Below are 16,503 nucleotides of genomic sequence, written 5' to 3'. Positions count from 1 at the left end.
GAATACTGGGGCAATGTGAACCCGGTAGGTCCGAGAGGTGTATATGATGAAGCCAAAAGGTTCCAGGAAGCCATCACAATGGCTTACCATACCTTCCATGGTGTAGAAACCAGGATCGTGAGGATCTTTAATACCTACGGGCCAAGGATGCGGCTGAATGACGGCAGGGTATTACCGGCTTTCATCGGTCAGGCACTGAGAGGCGAACCGCTGACGATGTTTGGCGACGGTTCACAGACCAGGTCGTTCTGCTATGTGGATGATTTGATAGAAGGTATCTACAGGTTGTTGCTGAGCGATTATGCCCAGCCGGTAAATATTGGTAACCCGGATGAGATCACGATCAAACAATTTGGCGAGGAGATCATCAAGTTGACCGGTACCGATCAAAAGCTGATCAGCCTGCCATTGCCTACAGATGATCCAAAACAACGCCGTCCGGATATCACCAAAGCTAAAGCCATATTGGGCTGGGAGCCAAAGGTATCGCGGAGTGAAGGTTTGAAGATCACATTAGAATACTTCAAGTCGTTACCTGAGCAGGAAATACATCACAAAGACTTTTCTTACTACAATAAATAAGGTAGCAAGGCCGAAAATTAACTTTTTTGGCCTTGTTTATAATATAAAAGTAGATTGATTTGTTACAATCTGCTTACTTTGCTGAACAATCAAATATACTCTCTATACAAACTATGAAAATATTAGTAACAGGCGGTTTGGGTTTTATTGGCTCGCACACCGTTGTTGAGCTGGTTAACGCGGGTTATGATCCCGTTATTGTTGACGATTTATCAAACTCAGATCCTAAAATATTAGATCAGCTTACCAAAATCTTAGGCTTTACTCCAACATTTCATAAACTTGATCTTTGTGATGAAGCTGGTGTTAGGTCGCTTGCGCTTGCCGAGCCCGAAATAGGCGGCATTATCCACTTCGCGGCTTTTAAAGCTGTGGGGGAGTCGGTAAAAAAGCCAATGAAATATTACAGGAATAACTTTTACTCGCTTATCAACTTATTGGAAGCGTATTACGGTAAAGCTATCAATTTTGTATTTTCATCAAGCTGTACAGTTTACGGCCAGCCGGAAAAATTGCCCGTTACCGAGGATGCTCCGGTACAGCCGGCACAATCGCCATACGGCAATACCAAGCAAATAGCCGAAGAAATTTTGGTTGATATGGTAAATTCTGGCAGCGATTATAAAGTAATATCGTTACGTTACTTTAACCCGGTAGGCGCTCATGAATCGGCCCTGATTGGCGAATTGCCAATTGGCGTACCGCAAAACCTGGTTCCTTTCATCACCCAAACAGCTATAGGCAAACGCGAAAAAATCACTGTTTTTGGTGATGATTATAACACACCTGACGGTAGCTGTATCCGTGATTATATTCACGTAGTTGATTTGGCTAAAGCACACGTAGCCGCGTTAAGGCTTGCCGAAAAAGACGACTTTAAAGGTTATGACGTATTTAACCTGGGTACCGGCAATGGTTCTTCGGTATTAGAGGTAATTCACGCTTTTGAAAGTACAACCGGCGAAAAACTGAACTACGAAATTGGTCCACGCCGTGAAGGTGATGTGGAGCAGGTTTGGGGCGATGTTACCAAATCATCAACTAAACTTGGCTGGACAGCTCAACTCGGCATTGGCGAAATGATGTCATCTGCCTGGGCGTGGGAAAAATATATCGCTCAAAATCCGTTCAATTAATAATAGCAGGGAATGAAAAAAAAGATCATTATTACGGGTGGCGCGGGTTTTATAGGCTCGCATGTAGTGCGCAGGTTTGTAAAAAGCTACCCCGATTACAGCATTGTTAATTTAGACAAGCTTACCTACGCTGGTAATCTTGCTAATTTAAAAGATATCGAAAACGAACCTAACTATAAGTTTGTAAAAGGCGATATTGTTGATATTGCTTTTATTAATGAGCTTTTTGCAGCCGAGAACCCTGATGCAGTGATCCACCTTGCTGCCGAATCGCACGTAGACAGGTCAATCACCAACCCGCTTGATTTTGTGATGACCAATGTGGTAGGTACAGTAAATTTATTGAACACCGCCCGCGAGCACTGGAAAGGCAGATATGATAAAACCCGTTTTTATCATGTATCTACCGATGAGGTGTACGGTACACTTGGCGAAGATGGTATGTTTACCGAAGAAACAGCCTATGATCCGCACTCACCTTACTCGGCTTCAAAAGCAGGGTCAGACCATTTTGTGCGCGCTTACCAGGATACTTACGGTATGGATACCGTTATTTCAAATTGCTCAAATAATTACGGATCGTTCCATTTTCCGGAAAAGCTTATTCCGCTGGCAATCAATAATATCAAACAAAATAAACCTGTGCCTGTGTATGGAAAAGGCGAAAATATTCGCGATTGGCTTTGGGTTGAAGACCATGCCCGCGCTATTGACGTTATATTCCATAATGCTAAATCTGGCTCAACTTATAATATTGGCGGCCACAATGAATGGAAAAATATTGACCTGATCAAATTGCTTTGCAGTATATTGGACAAAAAATTGGGCAGGGCCGAGGGAGAATCGGCTAAACTGATCACTTTTGTAACAGACCGGGCCGGCCACGATCTAAGATATGCCATCGATGCAACAAAGCTTAAAAATGATTTAGGTTGGGTGCCGGGCATAACTTTTGAGGAAGGTTTGGAAAAAACTGTAGATTGGTACCTGGCCAATGAAGAATGGCTTAATGATGTAACATCAGGGCATTACCAGCAATATTACAGCAGTCAGTATAACGATAGATAGAAAATGTTCGGGCTTTTTAAGAAGAAGAAGGAAGTAAGGGAAGTAAACCTCAACTATGAGGGGATCATGGTTGATATGCACTCGCATGTATTACCGGGAATTGATGATGGCGCCAAAACGCCGGAAGAATCGGTGGAATTGATCAAAAAGATGATGGCATTAGGCATAAAAAAAGTTATTGCCACACCCCACATCATGATAGATTTTTATCGCAATACGCCCGAAACTATAGGTAATGCGCTTACTTTACTGAAAGCCGAACTGGTTAAACAAGGAATAGATATCCCTGTTGAAGCCGCTGCCGAGCATTATTTTGATGAAACGTTTGAAGCACGTGTAGAGAACGGCCCGGTGATGACGATGGGGGATAACCATGTGTTATTTGAGTTTTCATTTATAAATCAACCGCCCAATACCTATAGCGTAATCCAAAAGCTTCATGATAAAGGGTATAAACCTATTTTGGCCCACCCTGAGCGGTATCAGTATCTTGATTTGGATAAATTGAAAAACCTGCATAGCTGGGGTGTTGATTTTCAGCTTAATACCATATCGCTTACAGGGTACTATGGTAAGGATATAAAAAAGATGGCCGAAGATCTGATCGATAACAGTTTGATAGACTATATCTCAAGCGATATGCACCACTTAAAGCACGCTGCGGCGCTTGGAGATGCACTCAGAACAACTTATATTGAAAAAGTGCTGGTTGATTATCCGCTTAAAAATAAGATGCTGTTTTAGCAGATATAAAAAGAGAGGGGCACAATTTGTGCCCCTCTCTTTTTATATAAGATTTTCGTTTTGTATCTGCTTTATTCGTACCTCAATGCCTCAACCGGATCAAGCCTTGCCGCTTTTTTTGCCGGGTAATAGCCGGATATTAAACCGATAAAGGTACAAAGCACTATGGCAAAAAATAACCAAGCCCATGGTACTACAAACGCGCCACTTATTTGTACCGCGATAAGGTTTCCGGCAGCCATGCCCAGTATCATGCCGGCCGCGCCACCTATTAGGCAGATTACTATGGCCTCTATCAAAAACTGTTTGCGAATAATAGCGGGAGTTGCGCCGATGGCTTTACGCACGCCAATTTCGCGGGTACGTTCTGTTACCGATACCAGCATGATATTCATAAGGCCGATAGCCGCGCCAATGAGTGTGATGATACCTACAGCAAAACCGGCAGCTGTAATTCCTGCAAGTTGACCAGAAAGTTCTTTTTGAATAGAATCACTCCGGGTTATTTCAAAGTTATCCTGGTTAATAACGTTAAGCCCCCTTACATTTCTGAATAGTGAGGTGGCTTCGCCGATGCTTGCATCAAGCGCGCCGGGAGTAGCAACTTTAATAGTTACCGTGAATGAAGCGTTTTTGGTGCTGTCAATTTGTTTGGCTTTTAGTACCGGGATCACACAAAATTTATCGCCGCCAAATGAGCTTGAGCCTTTTGATGCAAACACGCCAACTATCCTGAACCTGTTGGTACCAAGGTATACTGATTTATTGATCGGGTCTTCGGTTTTGAATAATTTCTTCTTGATCTCATCGCCAATGATTACCACGTTTGAGCCATGCTCCAATTCCGAAGCCGAAAAATTACGTCCAAAAGCCAGTTTCTTGCCGGCTGTAACCAGGTAGTTTTCATTCGAGCCTGAAATAGATATGTTTGGATTGGTTTTTTGGTTGCCGTATTTAGCCACTGCTGTGCCGGTTACCTCTAAATTAATGGCTACAGCTACAGGTAGTTTAAAAGTATTTTTAAAACGTACAGCCTGGTCATAGGTAATGGCCGGATAAACCTTACGATGGCCTCCATTGCCGAAGTTTAAGCCTTCGCCACGGTTTTGTAGCGTGAAGGTATTAGCCCCTAAATCGGCAAACGCGTCATTGGTAAATTGCCTGATCCCTTCAATGGCCGTTAAAATACCAACCAACGCCATAATTCCTATAGCTATGATAAGCGCTGTTAATGAGGTACGCAGCCTGTTGCCGGCTATGGACTGTAATGCAATAGAAATGTTTTCTTTGTAAGAGGTTTTTACCGGCATGGTATAAATATAAAAAACTTGTCGGTATGACTAAGCACCATGCCTATTTGTTACAGTTATTACTCAATAAACTTTTTAATAGATAGTATAATCCGCCCGCTAATTGTTTTGCTTGTTTGTTACAGTTTGATGCTTTATAATTAAATATCTGTATTGTATATTTATGAAATTAATACTAAACCATATCATGAAATATTTTACGCTATTGCTTTTCTTAATTGCGTTGAGTTTCAATAGCTGGGCGCAGGATTCGCTTCTGCATAAAGTTGTTAAACGCTCTTTTAATATCGATAACCATTCCGTTGTAAAAGATTCAACCGGAAAACTATTTACTTATAAAGAGTGGAGCGATCTGATGCGTACCAGGAAGTATGTTTTATGGCCGGAGAATATGGAAGATGCTAACACCGCGTTTATACTTAAAAAGAAAGATACGCGGCAGGTTCAATACATAAACTCAGAGACCGCTGCGCCCTCAGCCGGAACTCCGGCAAATACGCCAAAGCAACTATCGCCCGAAGAGGCCAAAGAGCAGTATATGGCTTCGCTTCCCAAACCCTATGAATCTTCTTACTTTAATACAGGCGAGGTTATGGAGCCATTTAGTACGCATGATATTAATGGTAATAAAATCAAATTAAAAGATTTGCGGGGCAAAGTAGTGGTGTTGAATTTTTGGTTTATAGGCTGCCCGGCCTGTATGCAGGAGATTCCGGAGTTAAACAAACTGGTTGATGATTATAAGAATAACACCAACGTGGTTTTCCTGGCAATAGCACTGGATGATCGGTATGAGCTGAAGAAATTTTTGAAGCAGACGGAGTTTAAGTATGATATTATAGATGATGGCCGGTATATAGCTTCCGGTTATAAAATCGGACTTTATCCAACCAGCGTTATTTTAGATAAGGAAGGAAAGGTTGCTTTTCATACCGTTGGCTTTGCAGTAAATTCGCCGTATTGGATGAGAAAGACAATTAATGACGGGTTGAAATAGAGTGTTCTCCAATAAAATATTTTAAGTATGAAAAGCTTTTTTCTTATCGGGGCATTTGTTATTGCTTTTTTAAACGCTAACGCAAATTATAAAACTATTGCCCCTAACGTTTTATGGCCGGGCATTTTACATTTAAGTATTGATACATCGGCAAAAAAATCAAATCAACGTGATTTATATCAATTGGCTGTAGGGAATAAAATGCCTCCTTTTGTTTCGGCAGATATAAACGGTAATAAGATTGACCTTGAAAAGTTGAAAGGGAAAATCGTAGTGTTTGATTTCTGGTTTATTGGTTGCCCACCATGCCGGTACCTGATTCCGCAGCTGGATAAAATAGCAGATGATTATAAAGCTAATAAGGACATTGTTTTTATAGCGATATCAAATGACAAGGCCGGGGCGTTACGCGAGTTTTTAAAAAGGGAAGTTTTTAAGTATCAAATGATAGGTGATGGACAAAGGCTTTTTGACTATTATCAAATAGAAAGCTGTCCGCTTAGCCTGATAATTGACCGCGACGGGAAGATTGTTTTTAACACGAAGGGATTGAGGGTTGCATCGATACCAGATGGGATAAAGGAAACCCTGGAAAAGGTTAAATAGCCACTCAGTTATAAACAAAGCCGCTTCATATTTTTATGAAACGGCTTTTAATATTTTAACAGTCCCTGTTTTAAACTGAGAAAGAAGAGCCGCAGCCACAAGTGCTGGCAGCGTTAGGATTGTTGAAAGTAAAACCACGGGCATTTAATCCATCCTGGTAATCGATCTGCATGCCGGCAAGGTATAAGCCATGAGCTTTATGCATAAATACCTTTATACCATCAATGATGTATTCCTGGTCGCCGTCTTTTTTCATGTCGAAGCCTAAAATATAGTTCATGCCCGAGCAGCCACCACCTTCAACTCCAACCCGTAAACCAAACTCTTCGTTTATTTCTTGCTGGTCTTTTAATTTAAACAGTTCTTTTACGGCACCCGGTGTAAAAGAAACCGGAGCAGTTTCAACAGCTATACTCATCTTATTTTTATTTATTCTACACAAATATAACGTAAAATGCAGATTTTTGTTAATGTCATAATTTTATGACCGCTATATAACATTTATAAATATGCTGGCTCTGCCTTTTTTGTTTGATATTTTAAAGTATACTGTTTCGGGTTTGGGCGTTGTATATATCGCTTTTTACCTGTTTAAACCATATCTTGATAAATCAGAAAGTATCCAGTTATTGGAGTTAAAGCGTACCATCAGTAATCAAACCCTGCCGTTGCGGTTACAGGCCTATGAGCGGGTTGTACTTTTCATTGAAAGGGTTAACCCGGCAAGTCTGCTCATCCGCCTAAACGGATCTGCCGATACCGCCGCCGAACTACACGCAATAATTATTAATGAGGTACGTAACGAGTTTCAGCATAATATTACCCAGCAAATTTATGTGAGCGCCCGGGTTTGGAATGTGGTAAAAAGGGTAAAGGACGATACCATTAGCCTGATCAACAATGCGGTGAAGGCATTGCCTCCTGATACCTCTGCGCTTGAACTAAGTAAAGTTATCCTGGTGCATTTAAGCAAGCTGGAAGATAATCCTTATGATGTAGCTTTAGGCCTCATCAGGCAGGATATGGAAGAGCTATATTAATATTTTCTACCTTCTTTAATACAGGTGATGATGCCTGTTCTTATATTGCTAAGCCCGGAAATCTTTCATAAAACATAATTTGTGAAAATCGTGGGAGCTATCGGGAAAGGGCAACGAGAAAGTGCTGAGAAAAGTTTACATCTTTTGGGAATAGAGGCGCCTTGTACCTAAAACTTATCGCGTTTTATCGTAACTTCGGTTGAAAGCTATACTATCTCCGGGAAATCACCAATATTTTGGGGCGTATGGGCATCGTGATGTGGCTTCCTTGCATGTGTTTTTAGCGTGCCACAAATCAAAAAAACTTGGTTTTTATTTTTATAAGACACTAAACCAGTGTGTTAATTTTTTGTTTGCGATAACCGTAGAAAAGGCGCAAACATTGCCTGTGTTTTGGCGTATAATTAAGGGTTGTAACAGGTGGTTTTGTTCTTCTTTTTTTTGAAATTTCAAGAAAAGAAAAAAATAATGAAGAAATATCCGGATTGTGATTTTTATACCAAAAATTATGTTATCCATACAAAAATTTCATTGAAAAATCGAATTTGTTAATAAAAAGCCAAATGTTAAAAAAGTGAAAATTTAATTTTTTTATAAGCTTTTTTTGGCAATATTCGATGTTCCGTAGCAAGGCCAAAAGTTGTTTCGCTGGGGGTTGGAAATCAATATTTTACTTTTATCTATATGGAAAAAACTTGTACGAACGTTTGGAATAGCTGCCTTCAGATCATCAAAGACAACATACCGGCCCAGAGTTTTAAGACCTGGTTTGAGCCGATAAAAGCTTTGAGGATGGAAGGAAGCGTATTAACCATACAAGTACCAAGTTTATTCTTTTACGAGTGGCTTGAAGAGCACTATGTAGGGTTGCTGCGCAAAACCATTAAGAAACAATTGGGCGATGAAGGACGTTTAGAGTATAATATAGTTGTTGAGCAATCATCAAGTAAACCATACACAACTAACATGCCTTCAAACGGAAATGGCGCTGATTCAAAACATCAGAGTATGCCGATACCTATTTCAATTAACAAGGACATCAAAAATCCTTTTGTTATACCCGGGCTTAAGAAGTTGAACGTAGATCCTCAGCTTAACCGTAACTACACCTTTGAAAACTTTGTTGAAGGTGATTGTAACCGCCTGGCCCGTTCGGCCGGTTACGCGGTAGCTGCTAAACCCGGTGGTACCTCATTTAACCCGTTGATGATTTATGGCGGTGTGGGTTTAGGTAAAACCCACCTGGCACAAGCCATCGGTAACGAAATCAAGCGCACCCTGCCCGATAAACTGGTACTGTATGTATCATGCGAAAAATTTACGCAACAGTTTGTTGATGCCTTAAAGCATAACAACATCAACGACTTTGTGAACTTTTACCAGGCCATTGACGTGCTGATCATGGACGATGTGCACAACTTTGCCGGTAAAGAAAAAACACAGGATTTCTTCTTCCATATATTTAACCACCTGCACCAGTCAGGCAAGCAGCTGATCATTACATCAGATAAAGCGCCTAAGGATTTGGCCGGTTTGGAAGAACGCCTGCTTTCGAGGTTTAAATGGGGCCTGTCTGCCGATTTGCAGATCCCTGATCTGGAAACGCGTATGGCAATCCTGAAAAACAAGATCTATCAGGACGGTATCGATCTGTCAAACGATGTGATTGAGTATGTTGCTCATAACATCGACAATAACGTACGTGAGCTGGAAGGTGCTATGGTATCATTACTGGCACAATCAACCCTTAACCGTAAGGAAATTGACCTGAACCTGGCTAAACAAATGTTGAAAAACTTTGTGAAGAACTCATCTAAAGAAATTTCGATGGAGTATATTCAAAGCCTGGTGTGCGAGTATTTTGAAGTGCCTATTGAAATGGTGAAATCACAAACACGCAAACGTGAAATTGTACAGGCCCGTCAGATATCAATGTACCTGGCAAAAGCCCATACCAAAAGCTCTCTTAAATCAATTGGTCATTTCTTTGGCGGTCGCGACCACTCAACCGTGATTTATGCCTGCCAAACTGTTGAGGACTTAATTGATACCGATAAGAAATTTAAAGGCTACGTAGCCGATATTCAGAAGAAATTAAAAATGAGCTAATATTTGCGCTGTTTTAAGATATACAAAGGCCGGTTAATTAACCGGCCTTTGTTGTTTATCAGGTTTAAACTGTAACTTTAAGAGATTACATCGTCTAAACCTTACATGAAAAAGCTAAACCTACTCCTTATCCTGCTGTTCGCAGGCTTTTCCAATATTTTCGCCCAATCGGTTACCCTTGAAAAAGGCAAGGAGTTTGAGATAGAGGCTCATACCGTGACCAACACGGCCGACAATCAAAACGACTATAAATATACTTTTTGGTTTAAAGCAGGAGATCGGGATGGAGTTAACACCATTTTCGATTGTAAATTGGTTAAAGTGGTTTATGCCGAAAAATTTACCAGGTACAGTTTTGCTAACAGTATTTTAAACACCGATACGGTTCGTGGTTTCAGGCTTAATACAACAACTTCACTGTTGCCCCTGGCACTCCTACATCAACCCTTAAAGGTAACAATAGGCCCGCATGGCGAGTTTTTGAGCGTCACCGGTTTTGATGAAGCAATACAGGATGCTATAACTCGCTGGATGTTAAAAGATGATATCGCTAATCAGCTCAAAGATAATTCGAAATATTTTCCTAAAGATGTGATAGGAAGCTTGTTCCTGCCCTTGCCGCAACAACGTATAGCTTATAAAAGCGAATGGTCGAGCCCTAATACGAGGTATAAGGTTACTGCTATCAACGGGGCTTTGCTATATATCACTACTACTGGTATTAAAGTTCCGGACAGCCAGGGCGACGATGTTAGCGGTAATATAGTTTTCAATGAAGTAACAGGTTTAACTGAGCAATTACAAAATAGTAGCCCGTCTAAAATTGAAATCGCCATTGATGGCAAAAAGCAGCTCCTGCCGGTATTTTATCGTAGACAAACTGTTCGTTATGGCGCGGAGAAACATTTGCCTGATACCGCCTGGATTAATATGGTTGTAAAAACCCATACCGCTTTTGGCAAGGCATTTAAATCAGGTACCGAGATGGACTCTGTAAAAGTACAACGCTATTTAAAAGCGCATGATGATGCATTTGCCAATGATGAATATTATGCGGTAATAAAGCTTCGCCTGCTGCAGGGCTCAGGCGATTATATAAAATACAGCCATCAGTTAATGAAAACTCCTACCCGTTTTATAAAAGATGAAGAATCTCATTTATTTAACAAATTTAACAGCATACTCGATAGCTCTGCCCAATCGGCCTACGAGGTTGCCCGGTATATGTATAAACAGCCTGGATTTAACGGGCTGATTCAACAATCATACGCGCAAAGTTTCCTGACTTTTGATATAGATGACATGCTGAAGGACGATGGCTTCAGGAAAAACATGCAGGAAAAGAACATGAGTGATGAAGACGCGAGAAAGATGATAGCTGAGGAAAATAAAAAACGACTTGCAGGAAATAGTACAGCCAGGCAGCTGCTGGAGTTGTTGCATAATGATAAAGATCCCTTAATGCAGCAAAAGATCAATGCACTATACCTTTGGGAAAAGGCAAACAGTGCTGATGATGCAGGCGTTTTAAATAAAACAGCGAGTGCATTCATGAATATGGATGATGCCTATATGAAACAGGGAAACGGTGGCAGGTATGCGTTGCTGGTATATAAGCTGCTTATTAATGCTAAAAAGGAGACTGCAGCTAAAGCATTACTTGTAAAAACCATCCAAAATCTTGAAAGATACACAGCGGATACCCTTAATACCAATCGCTTTGCCGATCAGAATATATTGGCATATGCTTACTATTTGCAATACACCAGGGCTAAACTAACAGATTCGGTTAAAGCGCTTCAATATCTCTCTAAAGCAGCACAGTATTCACCATATAACAGCAAAGAAAAAGCCTATGCCAGTTTTTACGATAGGGTGTTTCTACATTCCAAAGAAGGATATAGGGACGAGTTTATCGAACGCCTTTTTAATAACGGCGATGAGCAACAAGCCCTTGCCATTTTTGCAGATCACATTAATGCTGAACCTGTAAGTCTTGATGAGATGCAGAAGATTTATCAGCAGCACATACCTGGAAAAAGCTTCGCGGATTTTTTTAAAGCTAAAGTACTTGATTCCTGGCAAGCAGCGCCTGTGTTCACGCTGAAAGGGCTTGATGGCAAAGATTACGCTTTGGCCGATTTTAAAAACAAGTGGCTGGTGCTTGATTTTTGGGGAACGTGGTGCGCGCCCTGTCGGGGTGAAATGCCCGATATAAATACCTTTAACCAGGAAATTAACGATGGGAAGCACAATGGCATCACTTTTATGAGTATTGCCTGCCGCGACAATGAAACTAATGTTAAGGCTTATTTTGAAGCGAGTAAGTTTAATTTGCCTGCTGCGATGGCCGACGCGAACATTGAGAAGCTGTATGGTATTTCAAGTTATCCTTCAAAAGTGATTATATCGCCGGATGGCAAAATGCTGCCCTTGAAATTTGGTGATGACTGGAGAGCGATTGTTCAGCGATTTAACGAAGTAGTACCAGCAAATTGATAGCTATGGTTTATCGTTAGGTATAGCTATCTTTAATTATGGAAAAAATATTACTGGTTTTAATCGCCTGTTTCGGAATGGCTTCATCATGCTTTGCTCAGCAAACCGAGCAGGATGCTATTAAACAAACTATCAATACCATGTTTAATGCCATGCGCAAAGGCGATAGCACCATGCTCAGATCAACCTTTGCCAAAGGAATAGCATTTCATAGTGTAGCCAACAAAAAAGACGGTTCGGTAGGTCTGGAAATTGAAAATCCTGATGATTTCATAAAATTGATTGGAACCCCGCATAAAGGTGTTTATGACGAGCGTGTAACCTTTGCCGATATTAAGATCGATGGCGCCCTGGCCAGCGTTTGGGCGCCATATAAGTTTTATTTAGATGATAAATACAGCCATTGTGGTGTAGATGTTTTTCAACTGATGAAAACCGCAAATGGCTGGAAAATCATTTATATAGTTGATACCCGCCGGAAAGATAATTGCCCGGAGTGATAGCTTATATCACTCCCAGCTTCATCATGCCATAAAACAAACCGGCACAATGCATGGCTTGTTTTATTTCGTTATTGAGCAGCAATTGCTTTACCTCTTCAATGGTATATTCCTCAACAATCAGGTCTTCCAGTTCGTCAAGGTGCTGGCCTTGTACTTTTTTGCCGCCTTTGGTAAAGTAAGTAAAAGTTTGATTGTTGGCTGTTGATGGGTTGCCATAAACTGTACAGATCAATTCAAATTCATCAAACTGATAGCCTGTTTCTTCCAATAACTCACGGCGGATAGCATTTACCGGATCTTCGCCGGCGTCAATTACACCGCCCGGAATTTCGAGCGAAATAATGCCTGCCGCATGACGGTACTGTTTTACCATCAATACCTTGTTATCGTCTGTTATTGCTACCGCGTTAACCCAGTTTGAATATTCAAGTACATAGTAGTCTTCAACAATTTTGCCATTTGGCATTTCGCATTTATCAATGCGGAGTGTAGCCCAGGGGCCTTTATGGATATATGATGATGAAAGTAGTTTCCAGGTGAGATCTTTACTCATTAATGTTTATAGATTTGAACCCTGATTTTAGGATTTAGGATTACAATGAGGGTAAGCCAATTCTAATATACAAGGGTCCGTTAATAATTTTATTTGATAGTAAATGTTGATATTCTTCGGATTGAAAGGGAGTTGCAATAATCATATCCTTTAATCCTTAAATCAGGCCAATCATGGTTCTGCGTTTACCAGCTGCCACTTGAACCACCGCCGCCGCCGCTGCCACCGCCGAAACCGCCAAATCCACCTCCGCCGCCACCGCCGGAAAAACCTCCCCAATCGCCTCCGTTGCTGCGACCGCCGCCGCCAAGCATATTGCCTGCCAGGAACCACCAGAATGGGCTTGCACCACCCCGGCGACCGATGATCTGCCTGCCACCGCCTCCACCCCGGTTGCGGAAGATTATAATCAGGATCACTACTACAATTATAATAATGATAAAACCGGCAGGGCCACCATCATTGCCTTTTTTGCTTGATTTTCTATCGGCTTTATATTCGCCTTTCATGGCTTTAATAATGCTGTTGGTACCGGCGTCAAGCCCACCGTAATAATCGCCTTGTTTAAAATGTGGTTTAAGGTCGTTTTGAATAATATCCTGTGTAACAATATCAGGTAGGGCACCTTCTGCACCATAACCGGTTTGGATACTCATTTTACGGTCGCCTATGGCAACAAGTACCAATACGCCGTTATTCTTGTCTTTTTGGCCAATACCCCATTTACGTAACAACTGAACGCCATAGTCATTGATATCATAGTTACCGACAGATTTCAGTATCACCACCGCTATTTGCGTTGAGGTAGAATCATTAAAGGCAACCAGTTTAGTTTCCAGCTGTTGTTTATCAGCCGGGCTTAAGGTATTGGTATAATCGGTAACAAGGGTATTGGAGCGTTCCGGAAAATCCTGCGCAATTGCTGCAACAACGCAAAGTATAAATCCGAAGAACAGTATAAACTTTTTGAACATGTTTTTTAGTTTTTAATCGCCATCCATAAAGGCAATATCATCCGGAAGTTCGTTTTGATCGCCATCCTGATGAGGGAAGTATTTCTGAAGTTGTTCGCCGGCAATTTTCAAGCCTGTAACAATTCCTTCAACAATATCGCCATATTTAAAATGCTGCAGCATATCATCGCGTGTGGTATCCCAAAAATCGGGAGGAACTACCTGGTTGATTCCTGCATCGCCTATAATCGCAAACTTACGATCGACAGTGGCAACGTATACCAGCACGCCATGCCTTAGCTTGGTTTTGTGCATATTAAGCTGCACGAAATATTTTGCCGCACGGTCAAGCACATTCTCGCTGCATCTTTTTTCAATGCAGACCCTGATCTCGCCCGATGAGCGCTGCTCGGCTTCTTCAATAGCCTTACGGATGCGCTGCTGTTCTTCTTCGTTAAATACAGCCATGTTTTTTAATTATTGAATTATTGATTTGATGGATTATTGAATGTAGAGTTATTGAAATAGCAAGTTGCAATTCAATAACTCAATACCTCATTAATTCAATAATTAATTAAACTCTACTTTAGGGGCTTTGTCGGCACCTGGCTCGGCAGTGAAATAACCTTTTGCAGAAAAACCAAACATTTTGGCAGTTATATTGGCCGGGAACAAGCGGATTTTGCTGTTGTACTCTTGAACTGCATCATTAAAATCCTTACGGGATACGTTAATCCTGTTTTCGGTACCTTCCAGCTGAATTTGCAGGTCGTGGAAGTTTGAGTTTGATTTCAGGTCGGGATAGTTTTCGGTAATAGAAAGCAATTTACCAAGGGCTGCACTCAATTCGCCTTGTGAGGCCTGGAACGCTTTAATAGATTCGGGCGTAAGTTTGTTTGGGTCAACCTGTACCGATGTTGCTTTTGAACGGGCCTCAACAACAGCGGTTAAGGTGCTTTTTTCAAAATTGGCAGCGCCTTTTACAGTATTAACTAAATTAGGGATCAGGTCGCTACGGCGCTGGTAATCGCTTTGTACGGCTCCCCATTTTGCTTTAACAGACTCGTCTAATTTAACCATGCTGTTATAGCTGCATGAGCTTAAGGACATGGCTGTCACTATAACTAATATAGCAGAGAATAATCTTTTCATTTGTTTTTCGTGTATTTATGTGATGTTTCGGGTTAGAGTGCAAATCACGTACCGTTGTTACAAACAAGGCATATGCTGACAAGGTGTCAAGATACGGCTTTTCGGTAAGTTAAAAAAGGGTGTGAGCTATGCAACGTACGATATGAGAAAATTTGCACAGTATCTGAATACTTATAAAAGCAGAAAGCCCCATCAGGGGCTGCAGCTTTGTAAATGATTTGTGTAAGGTTAATGGCAGGGCCGGCTTATCCTGCCAGGCAATGTTCTTCGCGCATGGTTAGTTTGGCTACCATTTCTTTTAAAAGTGTACGGGCACGGTGTAAGGTAGTGCGTGATAGCAATTCGCTCATACCCAGTGATGAGCCGATTTCCTGGTGCGAGTAACCTTCAATAGCGTACATGTTAAAAACAGAGCGATATGTTTTTGGTAATTTTTGTACCAGTTTCATCAGGTCTTTAGCCTCAAGGCCGTTATCGTTGTATGAACTGCTGATAGGCACAGCCGAAGCCTCTTCTGCTGCAAAATCATCAACCAAAACCATTGGTTTTAATTTGCGGTAGCGTGATATGGCGCAATGTACCATGATGCGGCGGATCCATCCTTCCAAACTCCCTTCGCCACGGTAGTTTTTCATGTTGCGGAACATTTTGATAAAACCTTCCTGTAATATATCTTGTGCCTCGTCTTTATCGGTTGCATAACGCATGCAAACTGCAAGCATGCGGGGTGCTAATAACCTGTATAATTGTTCCTGGCTTTTTCTGTCGTTACTCAGGCAGCCATTCCATATTGTGTGTAAGCGTTCGTCGGCGGTAGTCATTTTTTTATTATTTAAATACATGAGGTGCATGCCAATCTGAGTGCCATTTTGTAATTATTTGATTTTCAGATATTTATTTTTTATTGAATTTTAAAACTGTTCGATAGCGTACGGTCATTGTGCAAACCCGAACGGTTTTGAGTGGATTGAACACCATTTGAATGGGGGAAATAATGTAGTTTGTGTTACACAATGGGGGTTAACACTTTTTTTGACATAAAAACGTTCAATTATTTGATTATTAGTTACGTATGTAAATGTTAACCCCTGATTGTGTTAACCCTGTTACCCCCCCCCCTTTGTTAGTAGATTCTATCCTATTAAAAACTATAGGTTGCTTAAAGTATCCGAATAAGTTAAAAAGAGGGTGATCTTGATCATCATAAAACCTCAAGATGAAAATGAGCGCAGGTGAAAATTGCTAATCAAA

At 41.1% G+C, this 16,503-nt stretch carries 17 protein-coding genes; 10 read left to right on the top strand and 7 right to left on the bottom strand.

Annotation, left to right across the window (positions count from 1 at the left end):
• The 4 genes from EAH55_RS23120 to EAH55_RS23105 form a co-directional block, all read left to right on the top strand.
• On the top strand, nucleotides 1–582 hold a 582-nt coding region (locus EAH55_RS23120), incomplete at its 5' end, for an NAD-dependent epimerase/dehydratase family protein (RefSeq protein WP_121811714.1).
• A gap of 113 nt (nucleotides 583–695) precedes the next feature.
• Entirely contained in the window at nucleotides 696–1,718 is a 1,023-nt protein-coding gene (gene galE, locus EAH55_RS23115; RefSeq protein WP_121811713.1) for a UDP-glucose 4-epimerase GalE, read from the top strand.
• Nucleotides 1,719–1,730: 12 nt separating this feature from the next.
• A complete protein-coding gene (gene rfbB / locus EAH55_RS23110) occupies nucleotides 1,731–2,786 on the top strand; it encodes a dTDP-glucose 4,6-dehydratase (RefSeq protein ID WP_121811712.1) in 1,056 nt (351 codons plus the stop codon).
• A gap of 3 nt (nucleotides 2,787–2,789) precedes the next feature.
• Complete coding sequence (locus EAH55_RS23105) at nucleotides 2,790–3,530, top strand: tyrosine-protein phosphatase (protein ID WP_121811711.1); 741 nt, start codon at nucleotides 2,790–2,792, stop codon at nucleotides 3,528–3,530.
• Nucleotides 3,531–3,601: 71 nt separating this feature from the next.
• On the opposite strand, the gene EAH55_RS23100 is transcribed toward EAH55_RS23105, so the two are convergent.
• Nucleotides 3,602–4,840: an ABC transporter permease gene (locus EAH55_RS23100; RefSeq protein WP_121811710.1), complete on the bottom strand. Its 1,239-nt coding sequence runs from the start codon at nucleotides 4,838–4,840 to the stop codon at nucleotides 3,602–3,604.
• 163 nt (nucleotides 4,841–5,003) lie between these two features.
• Here EAH55_RS23100 and EAH55_RS23095 point away from each other — a divergent pair, with 163 nt between their 5' ends.
• Together EAH55_RS23095 and EAH55_RS23090 are read left to right on the top strand one after the other, a co-directional pair.
• Nucleotides 5,004–5,837 (top strand): peroxiredoxin family protein, encoded by an 834-nt coding sequence (locus EAH55_RS23095; RefSeq protein WP_121811709.1) that lies wholly within the window; start codon nucleotides 5,004–5,006, stop codon nucleotides 5,835–5,837.
• 27 nt (nucleotides 5,838–5,864) lie between these two features.
• Nucleotides 5,865–6,443 carry a TlpA family protein disulfide reductase gene (locus EAH55_RS23090; RefSeq protein ID WP_121811708.1) on the top strand — a complete coding sequence of 193 codons (579 nt, stop codon included), beginning with the start codon at nucleotides 5,865–5,867 and terminating at the stop codon, nucleotides 6,441–6,443.
• 70 nt (nucleotides 6,444–6,513) lie between these two features.
• Here EAH55_RS23090 and EAH55_RS23085 read toward each other — a convergent pair whose 3' ends face one another.
• Nucleotides 6,514–6,861: a HesB/IscA family protein gene (locus EAH55_RS23085; protein ID WP_112573281.1), complete on the bottom strand. Its 348-nt coding sequence runs from the start codon at nucleotides 6,859–6,861 to the stop codon at nucleotides 6,514–6,516.
• 91 nt (nucleotides 6,862–6,952) lie between these two features.
• Between EAH55_RS23085 and EAH55_RS23080 the strand changes: the two genes are divergently transcribed.
• The 4 genes from EAH55_RS23080 (at nucleotide 6,953) to EAH55_RS23060 (ending at nucleotide 12,591) form a co-directional block, all read left to right on the top strand.
• Nucleotides 6,953–7,483 (top strand): DUF7935 family protein, encoded by a 531-nt coding sequence (locus EAH55_RS23080; RefSeq protein ID WP_121811707.1) that lies wholly within the window; start codon nucleotides 6,953–6,955, stop codon nucleotides 7,481–7,483.
• A gap of 684 nt (nucleotides 7,484–8,167) precedes the next feature.
• Nucleotides 8,168–9,592, top strand: coding sequence for a chromosomal replication initiator protein DnaA (gene dnaA / locus EAH55_RS23070; RefSeq protein WP_090528828.1), 1,425 nt, complete (start codon nucleotides 8,168–8,170; stop codon nucleotides 9,590–9,592).
• Between the two features lie 105 nt (nucleotides 9,593–9,697).
• Complete coding sequence (locus EAH55_RS23065) at nucleotides 9,698–12,091, top strand: TlpA family protein disulfide reductase (protein ID WP_121811705.1); 2,394 nt, start codon at nucleotides 9,698–9,700, stop codon at nucleotides 12,089–12,091.
• 38 nt (nucleotides 12,092–12,129) lie between these two features.
• Nucleotides 12,130–12,591 carry a nuclear transport factor 2 family protein gene (locus EAH55_RS23060; RefSeq protein WP_121811704.1) on the top strand — a complete coding sequence of 154 codons (462 nt, stop codon included), beginning with the start codon at nucleotides 12,130–12,132 and terminating at the stop codon, nucleotides 12,589–12,591.
• 4 nt (nucleotides 12,592–12,595) lie between these two features.
• Here EAH55_RS23060 and EAH55_RS23055 read toward each other — a convergent pair whose 3' ends face one another.
• The 5 genes from EAH55_RS23055 to EAH55_RS23035 all read right to left on the bottom strand — a co-directional run bounded on the left by EAH55_RS23055 (nucleotide 12,596) and on the right by EAH55_RS23035 (nucleotide 16,073).
• Nucleotides 12,596–13,147 (bottom strand): NUDIX hydrolase, encoded by a 552-nt coding sequence (locus EAH55_RS23055; protein ID WP_121811703.1) that lies wholly within the window; start codon nucleotides 13,145–13,147, stop codon nucleotides 12,596–12,598.
• A gap of 185 nt (nucleotides 13,148–13,332) precedes the next feature.
• A complete protein-coding gene (locus EAH55_RS23050) occupies nucleotides 13,333–14,121 on the bottom strand; it encodes a TPM domain-containing protein (protein WP_121811702.1) in 789 nt (262 codons plus the stop codon).
• 12 nt (nucleotides 14,122–14,133) lie between these two features.
• On the bottom strand, nucleotides 14,134–14,568 hold the full coding sequence (locus EAH55_RS23045; protein WP_112573297.1) for a TPM domain-containing protein: 435 nt from the start codon (nucleotides 14,566–14,568) through the stop codon (nucleotides 14,134–14,136).
• Between the two features lie 102 nt (nucleotides 14,569–14,670).
• Complete coding sequence (locus EAH55_RS23040) at nucleotides 14,671–15,252, bottom strand: LemA family protein (protein WP_121811701.1); 582 nt, start codon at nucleotides 15,250–15,252, stop codon at nucleotides 14,671–14,673.
• Between the two features lie 245 nt (nucleotides 15,253–15,497).
• Nucleotides 15,498–16,073, bottom strand: coding sequence for an RNA polymerase sigma factor (locus tag EAH55_RS23035; RefSeq protein WP_223818106.1), 576 nt, complete (start codon nucleotides 16,071–16,073; stop codon nucleotides 15,498–15,500).
• Between the last annotated feature and the right edge of the window lie 430 nt (nucleotides 16,074–16,503).

It is taken from the genome of Mucilaginibacter kameinonensis, assembly GCF_003675385.1.
In the GTDB taxonomy this organism is placed as follows: Bacteria; Bacteroidota; Bacteroidia; order Sphingobacteriales; family Sphingobacteriaceae; genus Mucilaginibacter; species Mucilaginibacter kameinonensis.
Note: the sequence above shows the minus strand (reverse complement) of the source record. Positions and strands in the feature narration are given on the sequence as shown.

Excerpts from the sequence above, each read along its gene's own strand:
- EAH55_RS23045 (WP_112573297.1), bottom strand. The coding sequence starts at position 14,568 with ATGGCTGTATTTAACGAAGAAGAACAGCAGCGCATCCGTAAGGCTATT.
- EAH55_RS23100 (WP_121811710.1), bottom strand. The coding sequence starts at position 4,840 with ATGCCGGTAAAAACCTCTTACAAAGAAAACATTTCTATTGCATTACAG.
- EAH55_RS23050 (WP_121811702.1), bottom strand. The coding sequence starts at position 14,121 with ATGTTCAAAAAGTTTATACTGTTCTTCGGATTTATACTTTGCGTTGTT.
- EAH55_RS23040 (WP_121811701.1), bottom strand. The coding sequence starts at position 15,252 with ATGAAAAGATTATTCTCTGCTATATTAGTTATAGTGACAGCCATGTCC.
- dnaA (WP_090528828.1), top strand. The coding sequence starts at position 8,168 with ATGGAAAAAACTTGTACGAACGTTTGGAATAGCTGCCTTCAGATCATC.
- rfbB (WP_121811712.1), top strand. The coding sequence starts at position 1,731 with ATGAAAAAAAAGATCATTATTACGGGTGGCGCGGGTTTTATAGGCTCG.
- EAH55_RS23080 (WP_121811707.1), top strand. The coding sequence starts at position 6,953 with ATGCTGGCTCTGCCTTTTTTGTTTGATATTTTAAAGTATACTGTTTCG.
- EAH55_RS23105 (WP_121811711.1), top strand. The coding sequence starts at position 2,790 with ATGTTCGGGCTTTTTAAGAAGAAGAAGGAAGTAAGGGAAGTAAACCTC.
- EAH55_RS23090 (WP_121811708.1), top strand. The coding sequence starts at position 5,865 with ATGAAAAGCTTTTTTCTTATCGGGGCATTTGTTATTGCTTTTTTAAAC.
- EAH55_RS23065 (WP_121811705.1), top strand. The coding sequence starts at position 9,698 with ATGAAAAAGCTAAACCTACTCCTTATCCTGCTGTTCGCAGGCTTTTCC.
- EAH55_RS23060 (WP_121811704.1), top strand. The coding sequence starts at position 12,130 with ATGGAAAAAATATTACTGGTTTTAATCGCCTGTTTCGGAATGGCTTCA.
- EAH55_RS23035 (WP_223818106.1), bottom strand. The coding sequence starts at position 16,073 with ATGACTACCGCCGACGAACGCTTACACACAATATGGAATGGCTGCCTG.
- galE (WP_121811713.1), top strand. The coding sequence starts at position 696 with ATGAAAATATTAGTAACAGGCGGTTTGGGTTTTATTGGCTCGCACACC.
- EAH55_RS23085 (WP_112573281.1), bottom strand. The coding sequence starts at position 6,861 with ATGAGTATAGCTGTTGAAACTGCTCCGGTTTCTTTTACACCGGGTGCC.
- EAH55_RS23095 (WP_121811709.1), top strand. The coding sequence starts at position 5,004 with ATGAAATTAATACTAAACCATATCATGAAATATTTTACGCTATTGCTT.
- EAH55_RS23055 (WP_121811703.1), bottom strand. The coding sequence starts at position 13,147 with ATGAGTAAAGATCTCACCTGGAAACTACTTTCATCATCATATATCCAT.